This window comes from Xenophilus arseniciresistens, from assembly GCF_028023875.1.
Taxonomy (GTDB): domain Bacteria; phylum Pseudomonadota; class Gammaproteobacteria; order Burkholderiales; family Burkholderiaceae_C; genus Xenophilus; species Xenophilus arseniciresistens.
The window spans coordinates 481,767-499,519 of record NZ_JAQIPB010000001.1; the positions used below are offsets into that span (position 1 = coordinate 481,767).

General features: G+C 71.1%; 15 protein-coding genes. 7 read left to right on the top strand and 8 right to left on the bottom strand.

Features of this window, described 5'->3' with window-relative positions:
• Window positions 1–12: 12 nt before the first annotated feature.
• From PGB34_RS02110 to PGB34_RS02130, 5 genes are all read left to right on the top strand, one after another.
• Window positions 13–423 (top strand): hypothetical protein, encoded by a 411-nt coding sequence (locus PGB34_RS02110; protein WP_271426412.1) that lies wholly within the window; start codon window positions 13–15, stop codon window positions 421–423.
• Between the two features lie 47 nt (window positions 424–470).
• Complete coding sequence (gene mnmH, locus PGB34_RS02115) at window positions 471–1,517, top strand: tRNA 2-selenouridine(34) synthase MnmH (protein ID WP_271426413.1); 1,047 nt, start codon at window positions 471–473, stop codon at window positions 1,515–1,517.
• An 8-nt stretch (window positions 1,518–1,525) separates the two neighbouring features.
• On the top strand, window positions 1,526–2,482 hold the full coding sequence (locus tag PGB34_RS02120; protein WP_271426414.1) for a LysR family transcriptional regulator: 957 nt from the start codon (window positions 1,526–1,528) through the stop codon (window positions 2,480–2,482).
• A gap of 69 nt (window positions 2,483–2,551) precedes the next feature.
• The gene (locus PGB34_RS02125) at window positions 2,552–3,634 is read left to right on the top strand and encodes an adenosine deaminase family protein (protein ID WP_271426415.1); all 1,083 of its coding nucleotides are present in this window, start codon (window positions 2,552–2,554) and stop codon (window positions 3,632–3,634) included.
• A 58-nt stretch (window positions 3,635–3,692) separates the two neighbouring features.
• Window positions 3,693–4,700: a Bug family tripartite tricarboxylate transporter substrate binding protein gene (locus tag PGB34_RS02130; protein ID WP_271426416.1), complete on the top strand. Its 1,008-nt coding sequence runs from the start codon at window positions 3,693–3,695 to the stop codon at window positions 4,698–4,700.
• 2 nt (window positions 4,701–4,702) lie between these two features.
• On the opposite strand, the gene PGB34_RS02135 is transcribed toward PGB34_RS02130, so the two are convergent.
• From PGB34_RS02135 to hemC, 4 genes are read right to left on the bottom strand one after another with little or no spacing between them, the layout of a single operon-like run.
• Complete coding sequence (locus tag PGB34_RS02135) at window positions 4,703–5,983, bottom strand: heme biosynthesis protein HemY (protein ID WP_271426417.1); 1,281 nt, start codon at window positions 5,981–5,983, stop codon at window positions 4,703–4,705.
• A 16-nt stretch (window positions 5,984–5,999) separates the two neighbouring features.
• Window positions 6,000–7,073, bottom strand: coding sequence for a uroporphyrinogen-III C-methyltransferase (locus tag PGB34_RS02140; RefSeq protein WP_271426418.1), 1,074 nt, complete (start codon window positions 7,071–7,073; stop codon window positions 6,000–6,002).
• Window positions 7,074–7,085: 12 nt separating this feature from the next.
• Complete coding sequence (locus PGB34_RS02145) at window positions 7,086–7,904, bottom strand: uroporphyrinogen-III synthase (protein ID WP_271426419.1); 819 nt, start codon at window positions 7,902–7,904, stop codon at window positions 7,086–7,088.
• Between the two features lie 19 nt (window positions 7,905–7,923).
• The gene (gene hemC, locus PGB34_RS02150; RefSeq protein WP_271426420.1) at window positions 7,924–8,838 is read right to left on the bottom strand and encodes a hydroxymethylbilane synthase; all 915 of its coding nucleotides are present in this window, start codon (window positions 8,836–8,838) and stop codon (window positions 7,924–7,926) included.
• A gap of 134 nt (window positions 8,839–8,972) precedes the next feature.
• Between hemC and ppc the strand changes: the two genes are divergently transcribed.
• A complete protein-coding gene (gene ppc / locus PGB34_RS02155) occupies window positions 8,973–11,840 on the top strand; it encodes a phosphoenolpyruvate carboxylase (RefSeq protein ID WP_271426421.1) in 2,868 nt (955 codons plus the stop codon).
• Here the strand turns inward: ppc and PGB34_RS02160 are convergent.
• From PGB34_RS02160 to PGB34_RS02175, 4 genes are all read right to left on the bottom strand, one after another.
• A complete protein-coding gene (locus tag PGB34_RS02160) occupies window positions 11,823–12,734 on the bottom strand; it encodes a hydroxymethylglutaryl-CoA lyase (RefSeq protein WP_271426422.1) in 912 nt (303 codons plus the stop codon). The two genes, ppc and PGB34_RS02160, sit on opposite strands and share 18 nt — an antisense overlap.
• Window positions 12,735–12,739: 5 nt before the next feature.
• Window positions 12,740–14,086, bottom strand: coding sequence for a tripartite tricarboxylate transporter permease (locus tag PGB34_RS02165; RefSeq protein WP_271426889.1), 1,347 nt, complete (start codon window positions 14,084–14,086; stop codon window positions 12,740–12,742).
• Between the two features lie 38 nt (window positions 14,087–14,124).
• Complete coding sequence (locus tag PGB34_RS02170; protein ID WP_271426423.1) at window positions 14,125–14,613, bottom strand: hypothetical protein; 489 nt, start codon at window positions 14,611–14,613, stop codon at window positions 14,125–14,127.
• 100 nt (window positions 14,614–14,713) lie between these two features.
• A complete protein-coding gene (locus tag PGB34_RS02175; RefSeq protein ID WP_271426424.1) occupies window positions 14,714–15,997 on the bottom strand; it encodes a hydroxymethylglutaryl-CoA reductase, degradative in 1,284 nt (427 codons plus the stop codon).
• A gap of 139 nt (window positions 15,998–16,136) precedes the next feature.
• On the opposite strand from PGB34_RS02175, the gene PGB34_RS02180 reads away from it, so the two are divergent.
• Window positions 16,137–17,543, top strand: coding sequence for an aminotransferase-like domain-containing protein (locus PGB34_RS02180; RefSeq protein ID WP_271426425.1), 1,407 nt, complete (start codon window positions 16,137–16,139; stop codon window positions 17,541–17,543).
• Window positions 17,544–17,753: the final 210 nt, after the last annotated feature.

The following is a 17,753-nucleotide window of genomic DNA, read 5'->3' on the forward strand; positions in this document are numbered from 1 at the left end:
GGCCCTGAAGCCATGAATCCGCGCGTACCGCTTGAGCACTTGCGTCCCGCCCTGCTGGTGGCGGCGACGAGCGCCGCAGCCCTGCTGGGCGGCTGCGCCGTCGTCAGCGTGGCCGGCACGGCCGTGAGCGTGGGCGCCAGCGCCGTGGGCCTGGCCGCGGGCGCGGCCGTGGGCACCGCACGCCTGACGGGCAAGGCGGCCGGCGCCGCCATCGACGCCTTCAGCGACAGCGACGACGACGGCAGCGGCCTGAACGTGCGCTTTCGCGAGCCCACCTCGGCCGACCGTGCGAAGCGACAGGCCGCCGAGCAGCAGGCGCGCGAGTACGACCCCGCGCAGCCCGATGCGCAGCAGGCGCAGCGCGACGCCGGCCTGCTGCCGCCGCTGGACGAGCGCCGTGCGCCGCCGCAACCGGCGCGCTGAGCCGCTTGCCGATCCACCCCTCTGCCGACCACCCCGCCATCACCGCCATGACAGCGCGAGAACCCGTGCGCGTGGGCGACATCGCCAGCTTCGACACACTCATCGACGCACGCTCGCCGGCCGAATTCGCGCTCGACCACATTCCCGGCGCCATCAACTGCCCCGTGCTGGACGACGAGGAGCGGCGCATCGTCGGCACCCTGTACAAGCAGAAAGGCGCCTTCGAGGCGCGGCGCGTGGGCGGCGCCATGGTGGCGGCCAACCTGGCGCGGCATCTGCGCGAGCAGTTCGCCGAGCGGCCCGCGCAGTGGAAGCCGCTGGTCTACTGCTGGCGCGGCGGCCTGCGCAGCGGCGCGATGGTCAACTGGCTGCGCCTGGTGGGCTGGGACGCCCAGCAACTGGCCGGCGGCTACAAGCGCTACCGGGGCCACGTCATCGAGCAGATCGCGCAGCTGTGCCCGCGCCTGCCGCTGGTGGTGCTGTGCGGCGCCACGGGCAGCGCCAAGACCCGGCTGTTGCAGCACATGGCGCAGCAGGGCGCGCAGGTGCTGGACCTGGAGGCGCTGGCCTGCCACCGCGGCTCGCTGCTGGGCGCCTGGCGCGGCCGGCCCCAGCCGTCGCAGAAGCATTTCGAGACCCTGCTGGCCGATCAGCTGCAGCGCCTGGACCTTGCGCAACCTGTGTTCATCGAGGGCGAGAGCGCGCGCATCGGCCGCCTGAGCCTGCCCACGCAGCTGGTGGAGCGCATGCGTGAGGCGCCCGTAGTCGAGCTGCAGGCCACACTGCAGGCGCGGCTGGCCTACCTGCTGCACGACTATGCCGACCTGGGCGAAGACCGGCAGGCGCTGGCGCAGCTCATGGCGCACTTCACACCCAGCCTGGGCAAGGAGACCGTGGCCCGCTGGCAGGCCTGGGCGCTGGAAGGCGCGCTGGCGCCGCTGTTCGGCGAGCTGATGGCCCTGCACTACGACCCGCACTACGCGCGCTCGCATGCGCGCTATTTCAGGCAGTGGGACGCGCGCACCGTCCACCAGGCCGACGATCTTGGCGCGCCCGCGCTGCAGGCACTGGCGGGCCGTTTGCTGGACCGCTAGCTGAGCCCATGCGCAGCGCAGACGAGGACGTGACCCGCCGGCTCGACGAGCCGCTGCTGCGCGCGCTGCTGGCCTTGCTGGACGAAGCCAGCGTCTCGCAGGCCGCCCGGCGGCTGGGCCTGGCCCAGTCGGCCATGAGCCGGCACCTGGCCAGCCTGCGCCGCCTCACGGGCGACGAGCTGCTGGTGCGCGTGGGCAACCGCATGGTGCTGACCGAGCGCGCGCGCACGCTCATCACGCCCACGAGGCGCATCCTGGCCGACATGTCGCTGCTGGTGGCCAACGTGCAGCCCCGGCCGCTGAACACTTTGCGGATGAGCATCCGCATCGCCACCTACGACTTCCTGCCCAAGGCTTTCTTCGCCGAGGTCACGGCCCGCATCGCGCAGGCGGCACCGGGCTGCGACCTCGTGTTCCGGGGCCTGGGCTCGCGCTTCGAGCACTACCGGCAGCTGGCCGATGGCGAAGTGGACCTGGTGGTCACCGTCTGGCCCGAGCTGCCGCCGCACCTGCGCGCCACCAGCCTGCTGAACGAGCCGCTGGTGTGCCTGATGCGCCAGGGCCATCCGCTCGCGCCCGAAGGTGCGCTCACGCTGCACAGCTACCAGCGCGCCAGGCATCTGGGCTCGCTCGAGCACGTGCCGGGCCAGGGCACCATCATCGACAACCGGCTGATGGAGCTGGGCGTGGTGCTGGACACAGCCGTCCACACCCAGTTCCTGAGCCTGGCGCCTGCGATCCTCGCACGCACCGACCTGGTCTTCACCACGGGCCGGCTGCTGGCCGAAGCCTTCGCGCGCGAAGAGGCGCTGGTGATCGTGCCTTTCCCTGCGCCCATTGCGCCCATGCGCTACCGCCTGGTGTGGCACGAGCGCACGCATGCCGACTCGGCCCTGCGCTGGGTGCGCGAGGAACTGGTGGGCGTGGCCCGCGCCATGGCCCAGCGCTCACCGGGCGACCCATGACAGAACTGTCATAACCTGTGCCACGCCGCAGCCCTGGGCGGCGCGGCCCGCCAGCGCTAAGGTGCCGCCATGCTCGAGACGGCCCCCGCTTCCCACCCCGCTTCCGCTGCAGCCCCCGCCCTGCAGGCGCTGCTGCGCCGCCTGCCCAAGGTGGAGCTGCACCTGCACATTGCCGGCACGCTGCGGCCCCGGACCCTGGCCGAACTGGCCGCCAGCCATGGCCTGCCGCTGCCGCGCGCCGCGGATGAGCTCTACAGCTACCGCGACTTCTACGACTTCATCGATGTGCTGCGCCTGGCAGCCCTGGCCGTGCGCACGGCGGGCGACTTCGAACGCATGGCCTACGAGGCCGTGGAAGACGCCGCCAAGGCCGGCGCGCGCCATGTGGAGATGTCCTTCAACCCCCAGTACTACATGCCCACGCAGGTGCCCTACAAGGTGCAGCTCGAGGGCTTGAGTGCGGGCATCCGGGCGGCGCAGCGCGACTTCGACTGCTCGGCCCTGCTGATCGCGGCACTGGACCGCGGCCTGCCGCTGGACAGCGCCGAGCGCGCGATGGACGACATCGTCGGCCAGCGCCATGAGCTGGTGGTGGGCATTGGCGCCGACGGCCCCGAACGCGAAGGCCCGCCGGCCAAGCTGGCGGCGCTGTACCAGCGCGCGGGCCGCGCGGGGCTCAAGCGCACGGCCCATGTGTGCGAAGACAACCAGACGCTGCAGGAGGCGCCACCCAGCCATGTGGATGACTGCCTGCAGCTCCTGGGCTGCGACCGGCTCGACCACGGCTACAACCTGCTGGCCAGCGACAGCGGCGTGCAGCGTGCGCGCGATTGCGGCGTGTACTTCTGCGTCTGCGGCGTCACCAGCGTCAAGCGCAACCAGCAGCGCCGCCTGGCCAGCATCAAGGCCATGGCCGACGCTGGCCTGCCGCTGACCCTGAACACCGACGACCCGGCCATGTTCCACACCGACCCCGCGCACACGCTCGAGACCGTGCTCGAAGGCTGCGGCTGGGGCTGGCAGGAGGCCTGCCGGCTGAGCCTGGCAGGCGTGCAGGCCAGCTGGCTGGACGAACGCGCCAAGCGCGAACTGAAGGCACGCTTCGAGCGCGAGATCGCGCAGCTCGAAAAAGAACTTCCCCCGCCCCGGTAGCCGCCCCAATCTTTTCGCTCAACGCCCAACCTTCAACGCCCAAGCCTCTGCCTTTGCCATGAACGCCATCCACACCCCCCGCCACCGACTGCTGTGCACCGCCTTGCTGGCGGCCCTGGGCACGCTGGCCAGCCCCGCAGCCCTGGCGGCCGACGCCGCCTGGCCCGCCCAACCCATCACCATCCTCGTGCCCTACTCGGCCGGCGGCAATGTGGACGTGGTCGCGCGCTGGGTGGCGCCGGGCCTCGCGCAACGCCTGGGGCAGAGCGTGGTCGTCGAGAACCTGCCCGGCGCGGGCGGCGTGATCGGCACCGACAAGGTGGCGCGCGCCAAGCCCGACGGCTACACCTTGCTGATGTCGGTGGAAAGCACCATCGTGATCGCCAAGATGGTCACGCCCTCCACCGTGCGCTACGACGGCCTGCGCGACCTGATGCCCGTGACCCTGCTGGGCGCGCAACCGCTCGCGCTCGTGGGCCGCCCGGGCCTGGCAGCCAGGAACGCCGGCGAGCTGTTTCGCGACATGAAGGCCCACCCGGGCAAATACAGCTACGCCACCTCGGGCGTGGGCACCTCGCTGCACCTGGGCGGCGAGCTGCTCAAGCAGCAGGGCAACGTGAGCATGGTGCACGTGCCCTACCGCGTGGGCTCGCAGATCGTGACCGACCTGGCCGGCAACCAGCTGGACCTGGCGGTGCTGCCGCTGTCGATGGTGATGCAGCAGGCCAAGGCCGATCAGGTGCGCGTGTTTGGCGTGCTGGATGGCAAGGCTTCGCCCGTGATGCCCGAAGTGCCCGTGCTGGGCGCGAGCGAGCCGGCCTGGCGCGGCGCCGAAGTGACGGTGTGGCAAGGCATCTTCGCGCCGCGCGGCACGCCGGCAGAGGTCATCGCGCGGCTGGACCAGGCGCTGCGCGAAACGCTGGCCGAGCCCGCCGTGCGCAAGAACTTCACCGACAGCGGCGTCACGCCCATGGGGCTGGGTCCGCAGCCCTTTGCCAGCTTCATCCAGGCCGAACACCAGAAGTTCGGCGCCATCGTGGCCAAGGGGCAGATCAAGGCCGAGTAGGCCTACTCAATGCTCGCTGCGCTTTTCCAGGCCTGGGCCGCCTCGGCCTGATCGCCGCGTGATTCGGCCATGCGGGCCAGCGCCACCCAGGCGCGGCGCGCCAGCGCGCCTTCCTGCAGGTTGCGCGCGGCCTGCCGCAGATGCTGCTGCGCCTTGCCCCAGAGCTGGCGCTTGAGGCAGGCCATGCCGGCCAGGTACTGCAGCAGCGGATCGCGCGGGTGCTTCTGGTGCGCGCTCTCGATGCGGGCCAGCCAGTCGGCGTCCACCGCATCGAAGCCGGCTTCCAGCACCTGCACCAGCTTCACGCGCCAGCTCTGGCCCAGCGCATCGGGCGCTGCCACCACGCGCTCCCACACGGGCAGCAGCCAGGTGCGCGCCAGCGTGCCTTCGCCGCCGAGCTGCACCATGCGCTGGGCCGCCTGGATGGCGATCTCGGGCATCGCGCGCTCGGCCGCGTCCAGCCGGTTCCAGATGCGCTGCAGCTGGGCCACGTCATGCGCCGAAGCCACCGATTCGGCCGCCAGCCCGCGCACGATGGTCTCGGCCGCGGTGGGCGAGAAGGCGCGGTGCTTGGCCAGCAGCCGTGCAGTTTCAAGCGCCTCCTGCGTGCGCTGGGCCTGCCGCGCCGCCTTCAGGCGCAGCCGCAGCGCCAGGGTGCGCCGCTGCGCGCCCTGCGGCAGCTCGGCCAGGCGGCTGAGCGCGCCGGCCGGATCGCGCCCTTCCAGCGCCCAGCGGGCCGAGCGCAGCTGCAGGCCTTCGCGCAGCTCGGGCAGCATCGAGGGCTGGCCCCGCTCGTCGCGGTCGTTCAGGGCCTGCTGCAGGTGGGCGTCGCGGCTGGCCGGGTCCTGCAGGGCCTGGGCGCTTTCGGCCGCCATCAGGTGCGCCAGCACGCGCAGCTGGCGTGCGTGGGGCAGCTCGGCATCGAGCGCCGCCAGCGTGCGCTCCTGCGCCAGCGCGGCCTGGGCCGACTTGCGCGCGCGCGTGAAGCGCCCGGCCAGCAACTGGGCCATGGCGTCGAACAGCGCGACGTGCAGGTTGCGTTCCTTCTGCTGCAGCCGCCACTGGCGCGCCTGGCGGGGCAGCGAGAACAGTGCCGCCAGCGCGCGCAGCGCGAAGTGCAGGCCGATGAACAGCAGCGCCAGCAGCGCCAGCACCAGGTTCAGTGACAGGTCGACCCGGGTGGGGGGCCAGAAGACGGTGATCGTGCCTTCGTTGTTGCCCGCGAACAGCGCCACCGCCGCCGCGATGCCGAAGAGGGCCAGAAGCCAGAGTGCGGCGCGCATGCTCAGTGCACCGTCCTCATCGTCCTGCCGCCGCGGTCGTCAGCGCCGCCAGCGTTTCGTCGATGCGTGCCGGCGCGGCGTCGCGCACCAGGCTCTGCAGTTGCTGCAGCTGCGTGGCCGCCGATTGCACGCGGCGCGAGCCGGGGTCGAAGTAGCGGTTGAGTGCGCTGGCCACGGCCCCGAGTTCGTTGCGCGCCTGCTGGGGCTGGCGCGACAGCAGCGCCGTGCGCACGCCCAGCAGCTTGAGCTTGAGGTTCTCGCGCAGGAAGAAGGTCTGCTCGGGCGTGAGCAGCACGGCCTCGGGCCGGTCGATGCGCGAGACGCGCACCAGCGCGCGCGCCTCGTTGCGCACGCTCATCACCAGGCGCTGCCACCAGCTGGCGTCGGCCGGCACGGCCTCGCCCAGCCAGCCGTCGTCCTGCGCGCTGCGGCCGCGCCGCGCCAGCGCATTGACCACCGGCAGGTCGTCCACGCCCTTGAGCAGTTCCTCGAGCTTGGCCAGTGCCTCGCCGCCATCGCCGCTGGCGGTGGCGCGGATGCGGTCGGAATCGCGCTGCATGGCGCGCTGCAGCGGCTGCAGATGCGCCAGGCCCGACCGGGCGACGCGCTGCTCGCCGGCACGCAGCGCCGCCAGCAGCGGCTGCACGTTGCCGGTGGCCTGGGCCTGCTCCAGCGCCAGGCGCACGGCGGCGTCGATGTCCACCACCAGGTTCTCGTCGCGCGAACGCGAAAGCGCCTGCATCAGTTCGTCGAGCTGGGCGCGCTGCAGCGCCACTTCGGCCACGCGCGTCTCCATCAGGGCCAGGCGGCCGGCGGCTTCGCGCACGGTGTCCTGCGCCTGGCGGGCCAGCGCGCGGGCCTCGGTGGCCTGCGCGGTCGCGTCGGCACTCTGGCGCGCCAGCTGCTCCTGCATGCCGGCCACGCGCTGCCAGAGCATGCCGGCCATCACCAGGCCCGCCAGCGCCAGCAGCAATGCCAGCCCCAGCACCATGCGCTGCAGGACCTGCGCGCCCAGCGCCTGCCGCGCGGCCTGCCCGCCCGGGTCCGGCGGCGGTGGGGTCTTCTGTTCCTCGATCTGGGGCACGCTCATAACGCAGGAATTCTAGGAGGCGGCAGGGTCTGAGGGGGTTCGCAGGCTTTGCATCACCGCCAGCACCGAGGGCAGCAGCGGCGCGCTGTGGAGCACGCGGCCAAAGCCCAGCAGGCGCGCGGCTTCGGCGATGCGCGCATGGGTGGTCAGGGCGGTGCAGGCGCCCCAGTCCAGGCCGTCGATGCCCGCCACGGCGTCGCCCAGGTGGGCCACGGCTTCGGAGCTGCTGAACAGCCACACGTCGCGGGCCTGCACATGCTCGCGCACGCAGGCCAGCCAGGGCGCGTCCACTTGCGGCGGCAGGCGCCTGTAGGCCACCACGGTGCTGACCTGCGCGCCTGCGCTGCCCAGCTCGCCGGCCAGCCAGTCGCGCCCCGTGGGGCGGCCCTGCGCGTCACCGCCGCGCACGATGCACACCCGCAGGCCCGGCTGCAGTTGCGGGCGCACCCGCGCCCACAGGGCTTCCGAATCGAACTGCGCGGCTTCGGGCGGCGGGCTGTCGATGAAGGATGCCTGCACGCCGGCCTCGCGCAGCGCGGCGGCCGTGCCGGGGCCCGTGCACCAGCAGCGCGTGGGCGGGCGCCAGGCCTGCGGGTGCGCACCGAAGAAGGCGCGCACCGCTGCGCCGCTGACGAACATCAGCACCTGGGCGGGGCCGGCTTCGGCCTGCGCTTCGCGTGGCAGGGGCTCGGTGCGGATCAGCGGCAGGGCCTGCGCGCGCTGGCCCTGCGCCTGCAGCGCCAGCACCCAGCGCGAGGCCTCGGGCTCGGGCCGCGTGACGATCAGGCGCGGGCCCCGGCAGTGGGGCGGCGCGGGCATGGGCTGGGCCATGGCGGGCGGGGGCAAGGGCTCAGGCGCGGCGGGCGCCCGCGGCCAGCAGCCGGTCGGCGACGGCCAGGCCCAGCGCCTGGGCCTGCGCCTCGTCGGCCACCACCGCCTGGGCGCTGGCCTGCAGCAGCCGGCCGGGCTGCTGTTCATCGCCCCAGGCCGCGACGATGCCCAGCACGCCCTCGCCTTCGTGCCATTGCGCGTGCGCGGCCAGCGGCATGGAACAGCTGCCACCCATGGCCCGGCTGACGGCACGCTCGGCCGCGGTGGCCAGCCAGGTGGGGCGGTGCAGCAGCGGCGCCAGCGCGGCCACCACTTCTGGGCGCTCCGAGCGGACCTCGATGCCCAGCGCGCCCTGCCCTGCGGCCGGCAGCATCTGCGCCGGCTCGAAGACGCTGCGGATGCGCGCATCCAGGCCCAGCCGCTTGAGGCCGGCGGCGGCCAGCACGATGGCGGCGTAATGCCCTTCGTCGAGCTTGCGCAGCCGGGTGTCGAGGTTGCCGCGCAGCGGTTCGATGCGCAGGTCGGGCCGCAGCGCCTGCAGCAGCACGGTGCGGCGCAGGCTGGAGGTGCCGACCACGGCGCCTTGCGGCAGCGCGGCCAGCGATTCGAAGTGCGGGGAGACAAAGGCGTCGCGCGGGTCCTCGCGCTCCAGCACGGCCGCCAGCGCAAAGCCGGCCGGCAGCTCCATGGGCACGTCCTTGAGCGAATGCACGGCCAGGTCGGCGCGGCCGTCCTCGAGCGCGGCCTCGAGTTCCTTCACGAACAGGCCCTTGCCGCCCACCTTGGACAAGGTGCGGTCCAGGATCTGGTCGCCGCGCGTGGTCATGCCCAGCAATGCCACTGAGTGGCCCTGTTCTTGCAAGCGCGCCTTCACATGCTCGGCTTGCCAAAGGGCCAGGCGGCTCTCGCGCGTGGCGATCACGAAATGGGTCACGGGAAGGCTCGCTGAATGCGTGGAACGTGTGCACGTTCTCGGGGCTCGGGGGAAGACGATGCTAGCATGTTGCGCCGCAACAACGCGGCCTGCCGTCCACCTGCGCACAGCCCACCTTGAGGAGACTTTGAGAGATGAGCACCCGCCGCCCAGCCGCCCCGAAAAAGAGCCAGACCCGCGCCGTGCAGGCCGCGCGGCCCCGGGTTGACGACCAGCCCCTGATCGAGGACATCCGGCTGCTGGGCCGCATCCTCGGCGACGTGATCCGCGAGCAGGAAGGGGCCGCCACCTTCGATCTGGTGGAGAAGATCCGCACGCTGTCGGTGTCCTTCCGCCGCGACGAGGACCACTCGGCCGACCGCGCGCTCAAGAGCCTGCTCAAGGGCCTGTCGGCGGCCGAGACGGTGCGCGTGATCCGCGCCTTCACCTACTTCAGCCACCTGGCCAACCTGGCCGAGGACCGCCACCAGATCCGCCGCCGTGCCGAGGAAGAGCGCGGCGGCGAGGCCATCGAGGGCAGCCTGGACGCGGCGCTGGCGCGCATCCGCAAGGCCGGCGTGGCGCCCGCGCAGGTGGCGGCCTCGCTGGCGCACAGCTACCTGTCTCCGGTGCTCACGGCCCACCCCACCGAGGTGCAGCGCAAGAGCATCCTCGATGCCGAGCGCGGCATCGCGCTGCTGCTGACGCAGCGCGACGAGATCCGGGCGCGCCAACAGCTCTTTGCCGGCCAGAAGGACGCGCTGACGCCGCGCGAGCTGGCCGACAACGAGGGGCAACTGCGCACGCGCGTGACGCAGCTGTGGCAGACGCGCCTGCTGCGCTTCACCAAGCTGACGGTGGCCGACGAGATCGAGAACTCGCTGAGCTACTACGAAGCCACCTTCCTGCGCGAGATCCCGCGCGTGTACGCGGCGCTGGAAAAGGCGCTGGGCCAGCAGGAGATCGCGCCCTTCCTGCGCATGGGCCAGTGGATCGGTGGCGACCGCGACGGCAACCCCAACGTCACGGCGCAGACGCTGGACTACGCGCTGCGCCGCCAGTGCGAGCTGGCGCTGCGCCACTACCTGACCGAGGTGCACTTCCTGGGCGGCGAGCTGTCGCTCTCGGCCTCGCTGGTCGATGTGTCGCCCGAGATGCAGGCCCTGGCCGATGCCTCGCCCGACCCCAGCGAGCACCGCCACGACGAGCCCTACCGCCGCGCACTGACCGGCGTGTACGCGCGCCTGGCAGCCAGCCTGATGGAGCTGACCGGCGGCGTGGCCGCGCGCCATGCGGTGGCGCCGCAGAACCCCTACCCCGATGCGCAGACCTTCCTGGCCGACCTGCGCGTGATCGAGGAATCGCTGCGCGAGAAGCACGGCGCCGCGCTGGTGGACCAGCGCCTGCGGCCGCTGATCCGCGCGGTGGAGGTCTTCGGCTTCCACCTGGCCACGGTGGACCTGCGCCAGAGCTCGGACAAGCACGAGGCCGTGGTGGCCGACCTGCTGAAGGTCGCACGCATCGAGCCCAGCTACGCGAGCCTGGCCGAAGACGCCAAGCAGACCCTGTTGATCAAGCTGCTGGAAGACGCCCGCCCGCTGCGCGTGCCCGATGGCGACTACGCGCCGCTCACCGTGAGCGAGCTGGCCATCTTCGCGCAGGCCCGCAGCGCGCACGCGCGCTACGGCCGGGCCGCCATCCGCCACTACATCATCAGCCACACCGAGACGGTGAGCGACCTGCTCGAGGCGCTGCTGCTGCAAAAGGAAGTGGGGCTGATGCGCGGCACCCTGAACATGGACGCGGTGAGCGACCTCATCGTCGTGCCGCTGTTCGAAACGATTGAAGACCTGCGCAATGCCGCGCCCATCGTGCGTGCCTTCTATGCGCTGCCGGGCATCGACGCGCTGATCCGCCGCTCGGGCGCCGAGCAGGACGTGATGCTGGGCTACAGCGACAGCAACAAGGACGGCGGCATCTTCACCAGCAACTGGGAGCTGTACCGCGCGGGGATGTCGCTGGTGAAGCTTTTTGATGAATTCAATGAAGGCCAGGAGCAGAAGATCCGCTTGCGCATGTTCCACGGCCGCGGCGGCACCGTGGGCCGTGGCGGCGGCCCCAGCTACCAGGCCATCCTGGCCCAGCCGCCGGGCACCGTGCGCGGCCAGTTGCGCCTGACCGAACAGGGCGAGGTGATCGGCTCCAAGTACGCCAACCGCGAGATCGGCCGCCGCAACCTCGAAACGCTGGTGGCCGCCACGCTGGAGGCCACCTTCCTTGCGCCGCCCAAGGCCGCCCCGGCCACCTTCCTGGCCACGGCCGAGGCGCTTTCGCGCGCCAGCATGGCCGCCTACCGCACGCTGGTCTATGAAACGCCGGGCTTCGTCGACTACTTCTTCGGCGCCACGCCCATCCGCGAGATCGCCGAACTCAACATCGGCTCGCGCCCGGCCTCGCGCAACCCTCAGCGCAACATCGAGGACCTGCGCGCCGTGCCCTGGAGCTTCAGCTGGGGCCAGTGCCGCCTGACCATCAACGGCTGGTATGGCTTCGGCAGCGCCGTGAGCGCCTTCGTCGAAGGCCCGGACGGCAAGGTGCCGGCCACCGAGCGCAAGGAGCGCATCGCGCTGCTGCAGCGCATGTACGCGCAGTGGCCCTTCTTCCGCACCCTGCTGTCGAACATGGACATGGTGCTGGCCAAGAGCGACCTGCAGCTGGCCACGCGCTATGCCGAGCTGGTGGGCGACCGCAAGCTGCGCCAGAAGGTCTTCGGCATGATCGATGCCGAATGGCACCGCACCTCCGACGCGCTGACGCTGATCACGGGCGAGAAGCAGCGCCTGGCCGGCAACGCGGACATGCAGCGCTCGGTGCGCCACCGCTTCCCCTACATCGACCCACTGCACCACCTGCAGGTGGAGCTGATGCGGCGCTTCCGCGGCGGCGAGATCAACGACCGGGTGCAGCGCGGCATCCACCTGTCGATCAACGGCGTGGCTGCGGGCCTAAGAAACACAGGCTGAGCGCAAGGCCTGCGACACGCGCGACTGCGGCGCGCGCCCCAGCGCCTGGCTGATGAACAGGCCTGCATCGACCAGCGCATCCAGGTCGATGCCGGTCTCATAGCCCATGTTCTGCAGCAGATAGACCACGTCTTCGCTCGCCACGTTGCCCGAGGCGCCGGCCGCATAGGGACAGCCGCCCAGGCCGGCCACCGAGCTGTCGAAAGTGCGCAAGCCCATCTCCAGCGAGGCCGCCACGTTGGCCACGGCCATGCCCCAGGTGTCGTGGTAGTGGCCGGCCAGCATGGTGGCGGGCAGCTCGCGCAGGCAGGCCTCGAGCAGGCGCCGCGTGGCATCGGGCGTGCCGCGGCCGATGGTGTCGCCCAGCGAGATCTCGTGGCAGCCCATCTCGCGCAGCTGCAGCGCCACGCGCAGCACCTGCGCCGGCGCCACCGCGCCCTCGTAGGGGCAGCCCAGCACGCACGAGACATAGCCACGCACGCGCACGCCCGCCGCCTGCGCCGCTTCGGTCACGCTGCGAAAGCGCTCCAGGCTTTCCGCGATGGAGCAGTTGATGTTCTTGCGCGAGAAGGACTCGGAAGCCGCGCCGAACACCGCCACCTCTTCGCAGCCCGCAGCCAGCGCGGCCTCCAGGCCCTGGAGGTTGGGCGTGAGCGCGCTGTAGTGCACGCCCTTGGCCTGGTGGGCGCGCGGCACGGCGGCCATCACCTGCGCGCTGCCCGCCATCTGCGGCACCCACTTGGGCGAGACGAAGGACGCCGCCTCGATGTGCGTGACGCCCGCCGCCACCAGCCGCTCGATCAGCGCCACCTTGGTGGCCACGTCGATGGGCTGCTTCTCGTTCTGCAGGCCGTCGCGCGGGCCCACCTCGACGATCTTGACGCGCTCGGCCATGGCCTTCACCCGCCGAAGATCTTCAGCAGCGCGGGCACCGACAGCACGGCCGTGTAGTAGCCCATGAACTGCACGCCGGTGTTGAAGCCCAGGATGCGCGAAAGCAGCCCGCCCACCAGGCCCATGGTCATGATCACCAGCAGGCCCAGGAACTGCCCCTCCCAGACGCTGATCACGAAGATCAGGCCGATGAAGGTGGCGATGATGGCCTCGTGGCTGACCTTGCGCGAGACGAACAGCGCCGCGCGACGCGCGAAGTTCATCGCGAAGGGGTAGGACACCAGGGCCGCCAGCAGCACGGCCAGCATGCCGTAGCCCAGGAACTCCCAGTGGTTGAGCATGTTGTGCAGGTTGTTCACCTGGCCCGTGGCCGCGTCCACCGAGAAGCGCGGCGGCGCATTGAACAGCGGCGCGGCCGGGCCGGCGGCCACGGGGCTCAGCGGCAGGCCGAAGGCGATCAGCGGGATCAGCGCCTCGGCGATGTAGGTGGCCTCGGTCACGCCGTTGCGCGCGGCCAGCACCGTGGTCAGGCGGTGGTAGGCGTGCTTGATGCGCGAGCCCACCAGCTCGCCGAGCACCACCGTCATCGCCACGGGGCTGAAGACGAAGGTGGCGCTGGAGATGGTGGCGGTGGTCAGGGTCCAGCCGGTCTGCTTGCGGTCCAGCACCTTCAGCGGGTTCGGGAAGTAGCCGCTCCAGCCCTTGACGTCGGGCGCGAGCTGGAAGGTGCGCGGCTGCTCGCGCTTCATGCGGCCGCGGTCGGCCGGCGAGATGACCGAGAACAGGTCGGCCACCAGCGGCCCGATGGCGATGCCCAGGAAATAGCTGACGCTGAGCTTGACGTTGTACTTGGCCGTCAGCGTCTGCAGCGCAATGATCAGCACCACGAAGGGCAGCAGCAGCGCGACCGAGGCCCAGCGGCCGGGCGAGAAGTAGGCGATCAGGATCGCGGCGGCCAGGAAGATCCACGGCGCGGCCTTGGTGATGGTGGGCCCGAAGGGCGCGAGCATCACGGCAAAGAGCACGGCCAGCGGCACGGCGATGAAGGCCGCAACGATGGCGCCCGAGATCATCTTGCGCAGCGCGATGTGCGGCACGCCCAGCTTGCGCAGGGCGTTCGCGTCCTGCAGCAGCGGCGTGGCCAGCGTGTCGCCGGGGATGCCCAGCAGCGCCGTGGGCACGGCGTGGGTCATGTGCTTGGCCACGGCGCCGGCCAGGAAGAAGGTGAACGCGCCCGCGGGCGGCACACCCAGCAGCACCACCAGCAGGGTCAGCGGTGCGAGGGTGGTGGTCTCGTCGGTGCCCGACACGAGGCCGATGGCCGCAAAGACCACGGCGCCGATCAGGCCCATGATGCCGGCGACCCAGATCTGGTTGAGGAGTTCTGCGCTCACGGGGCGGCCTTCCTGTTGTTGTTGTCGTTGTTGTCGTTGCTGCTGCCGGCGTCTGCGACTGCAGCCTTCTTTTCATGCCGGGCGAAGAGCTCGTAGATCTCCAGCTCCTTCATCTCCTGCGCCACCACGGGCGGCAGGTCATGCAGATCGCCCAGGCCGCCATGGGCCTCGGCCAGCTCGGCCACCACCTCTTCGCGCGAGGCCTGGTCTGCGATGCGGCCTTCGACCACATGGCGCTTGGGCTGGAAGATGAAGGCGCAGATCACGCCCGAGGCCACGCAGCCGGCCAGGCCGGCCAGCATGGCGTAGGCACGCGCCAGCTCGGGGCTGCTCACGTGCGAGACCAGGATGCGGTTGGCGATCAGAAAGCCTGTCAGGCTGATGCCGATGCCGATCACGATGGCCCAGGCCAGATGCCGCGTGTCGGCGGTATCGCCCCAGACCTCGACCAGTTGCCGCCCGGTCGGCGGAAAGTCGGAACTCATGTGTGTTGTCTCCGGTGGATGGGAAGGCGCGCCCTCGGCCGCGCCGCGCCACACCAGGCCCCATGCCCGGCGTGGCAAAGCAATCGCTGCTCCCTGGCGCTTATTTCCTGCGCAGGGCCTCCAGCAGCGCGACGGCGCGGTCGGTGCGCACGTCGTGCTCGGCGGCCATCTGCTTGGCGATGGTGTCGATCTCGTCGCCGGTGGCGCCGGCCACCAGCGCGATGTTGCGGGCATGCAGGGCCATGTGGCCGCGCTGGATGCCTTCGGTGGCCAGGGCACGCAGCGCGCCCAGGTTCTGCGCCAGGCCCACGGCCACGGCCACTTCGCCCAGCTGCTGCGCGGTCTTCACGCCCATGATCTTGAGCGAGAGCTGCGCCAGGGGATGCGTCTTGGTGGCGCCGCCCACCAGGCCCACGGGCATGGGCATTTCGATGGTGCCCACCAGCGCGCCGGCCGTGTCCTTCTCCCAGGTGGTCAGCGAGCTGTAGTGACCGCTGCGGCAGGCCCAGGCATGGGCGCCGGCTTCCACCGCGCGCCAGTCGTTGCCCGTGGCCACGATCACCGGGTCGATGCCGTTCATGATGCCCTTGTTGTGCGTGGCCGCGCGGTACGGGTCCACGGCCGCGAAGGTGTAGGCGTCGATCACGCCCTCGACGATCTCCTCGCCGCTGCGCTCCCTGGTCTTGAGCACCTCGGGCGTCAGGCGCACGCGGGCACGCGCCAGGCGCAGGTCGGCCAGGTTCGACAGGATGCGCAGGCGAACCTGGCCGCCGGTGAGCTTTTCGACCAGCGGCGAAACCGATTCGGCCATGGTGTTGACGGTGTTGGCGCCCATGGCGTCGCGCACGTCCACGATCAGGTGCATCACCACCATCGCACCGCGCGGCGTGTCGGGGAAGACATGGATCTCGATGTCGCGGCAGCCGCCGCCCAGGCCGATCAGCACCTTGTCGCGGCTGTTGGCCACCGAGAGGATTTCATCGCGGTGCTTGAGCAGCGCCAGGCGCGCGCCGTAGGGGTCGGTGACGCCAAGAATCTGCACCTGGGCGCGCATGATGGGGCCGGTGCTGGAGGTCTCGAAGCCGCCGCTTTCGCGCGCCAGCTTGGCCATGAAGGAGGCCGCGGCCACGATGGAGGGCTCTTCCACGGCCATGGGCACGAGCACGTCCTGGCCGTTGATCTGGAAGTTGCCGGCCACGCCGAAGGGCAGCTCGAAGGTGCCGATCACGTTTTCGATCATGCCGTCGGCCCGCGCCAGCGGCAGCGCGCCGGGCTGGCTCAGCAGCGCCTTTTCGTCGGCAGTCAGCGCAGCGGCTTCGGCGATGTGGTCCAGGCGCTGGGCGGGGGTGAGGGCTCGGAAGTTGGGCAGGCGCGAATCAGCCATGGTGGGACAGTCTCTTGACGGGGCAGGTTGGAGTGGGCCGGACTGTAGGCGCTCTGTACCAGTCATGATAGGTACAGTTTGCTGGGACAGTAGATGCCCCGAGCGCTAATACCCCACCCATGTGTCATAGTCTCAAGCCATGACACCGAGCGCCACCAGCCGCCCCGCCTCCCGCACCGAACAGTTGGCCGACACGCTGGAGCGGCAGATTGCCGACGGCGCCTACAAGGCCGGCGACAAGCTGCCTTCGCTGCGCGAGCTGGCTGAGCTGCACCGCTACGCGAAGAACACCGTGGTGGCGGCCTTCGAGCTGCTGGTGGCGCGCGGGCTGGTGGAGCCGCGCCGCGGCTCGGGCTACTACGTGCTCGAGCGCGAGGCCGCGCCGGCCCCGGCCGAAGATGAACGCGGCAGCCTGGGCCGCGCGATGGACATCGTGTGGCTGATGCGCGAGCAGCTCAAGACCCGCCCCGACGCGCTGGCCGTGGGCGACGGCTACCCACCCGTGGAGTGGCTGGCCGACGTGCGGCTGGACAAGTTCCACCACAAGGTGGTGCGCACGGGCCTGGGCGCGCTGTTCCGCTATGGCAGCCGCTATGGCTATGCGCCGCTGCGCGAGCACATCGTGCGCAAGCTGGCCGACATCGGCGTGGGCGCGCAGCCGCCCCAGGTGGTGCTGACCCAGGGCGCCAACGAGGCGATGGACCTGGTGATCCGCTACTTCGTGCCACCGGGCGGCAAGGTGCTGGTGGACGATCCGGGCTACTACCCGCTGTTCGGCAAGCTCAAGGTGGCCAGCGCCGAAGTGTTTGGCGTGCCGCGCGGGCCGGACGGCCCGGACCTGGAGGCGCTGGAGCAGCTCTTGATCGTGCATCGGCCGCGCCTGTTCTTCACGCAGTCGGTGGCGCACAACCCCACGGGTTCGGACCTGTCGGCCGCCAAGGCCTTCAAGGTGCTGCAGCTGGCGCAGAAGTACAACCTGCTGATCGTCGAGGACGACCCGCTGGCCGACTTCAAGCCCATGGCGTCGACGCGCCTGTCGGCACTGGACCAGCTTGAGCGCACCATCTACATCGGCAGCTTCTCCAAGTCGTTTTCAGCCGCGCTGCGCGTGGGCTACATCGCCTGCGGCGCCGACCTGGCCAGCGACCTGGCGGACCTGAAGGCGCTGCTGCACGTGAGCACCTCCGAATACTGCGAACGCACGGTGGACGTGATGCTCAGCGAGGGCCACTACCAGCGCCACCTGACGCGGCTGCGCGCGCGGCTCGAGGAGGCGACGGCGCAGTCCACGCGGCTTCTGGAATCGGTGGGCGCGCAGATCTACGCGCGCAACGCCCAGTCGCTTTATTTGTGGGCCACGCTGCCGGGGGTGAACGACTCGATGGTGTTTGCACAGAAGCTGCTGGCGCAGAACATCGTGATGGCGCCGGGGCGCATCTTCACGGTGGAATCGGAGGTTTCGCCGTGGTCGCGCTTCAATGTGGGGGCGGTGACGGCGCCGCGGTTCATGCGGGCGTTGAAGGCTGAGCTTGGGGTTCGGCGTTGAGTTTGCCGCTTTTAGGTGGCGCCCTCGCCTGGCGGCGCAGGGCAGCGGGCGCGGGCTCATGCTGGGGCGGTCGGCTGCGCCGACTTCGCTGCGATGCTCGCGGGGCCGGCTGCATCGCAGAACTCGCGACGTTCACTTCGTTCACTCTGCTCAAACATGCTGCGATGAGTCAGTTCACGAAGCCCGCGCGACTTCGCGCGGGCACGCCGG

Coding starts and splice junctions, on each gene's coding strand:
- PGB34_RS02130 (WP_271426416.1), top strand. CDS start 3,693: ATGAACGCCATCCACACCCCCCGCCACCGACTGCTGTGCACCGCCTTG.
- PGB34_RS02110 (WP_271426412.1), top strand. CDS start 13: ATGAATCCGCGCGTACCGCTTGAGCACTTGCGTCCCGCCCTGCTGGTG.
- ppc (WP_271426421.1), top strand. CDS start 8,973: ATGAGCACCCGCCGCCCAGCCGCCCCGAAAAAGAGCCAGACCCGCGCC.
- PGB34_RS02135 (WP_271426417.1), bottom strand. CDS start 5,983: ATGCGCGCCGCACTCTGGCTTCTGGCCCTCTTCGGCATCGCGGCGGCG.
- PGB34_RS02145 (WP_271426419.1), bottom strand. CDS start 7,904: ATGGCCCAGCCCATGCCCGCGCCGCCCCACTGCCGGGGCCCGCGCCTG.
- PGB34_RS02160 (WP_271426422.1), bottom strand. CDS start 12,734: ATGGCCGAGCGCGTCAAGATCGTCGAGGTGGGCCCGCGCGACGGCCTG.
- PGB34_RS02140 (WP_271426418.1), bottom strand. CDS start 7,073: ATGAGCGTGCCCCAGATCGAGGAACAGAAGACCCCACCGCCGCCGGAC.
- PGB34_RS02120 (WP_271426414.1), top strand. CDS start 1,526: ATGCGCAGCGCAGACGAGGACGTGACCCGCCGGCTCGACGAGCCGCTG.
- PGB34_RS02175 (WP_271426424.1), bottom strand. CDS start 15,997: ATGGCTGATTCGCGCCTGCCCAACTTCCGAGCCCTCACCCCCGCCCAG.
- PGB34_RS02170 (WP_271426423.1), bottom strand. CDS start 14,613: ATGAGTTCCGACTTTCCGCCGACCGGGCGGCAACTGGTCGAGGTCTGG.
- PGB34_RS02180 (WP_271426425.1), top strand. CDS start 16,137: ATGACACCGAGCGCCACCAGCCGCCCCGCCTCCCGCACCGAACAGTTG.
- mnmH (WP_271426413.1), top strand. CDS start 471: ATGACAGCGCGAGAACCCGTGCGCGTGGGCGACATCGCCAGCTTCGAC.
- PGB34_RS02165 (WP_271426889.1), bottom strand. CDS start 14,086: ATGGGCCTGATCGGCGCCGTGGTCTTTGCGGCCATCGGCCTCGTGTCG.
- PGB34_RS02125 (WP_271426415.1), top strand. CDS start 2,552: ATGCTCGAGACGGCCCCCGCTTCCCACCCCGCTTCCGCTGCAGCCCCC.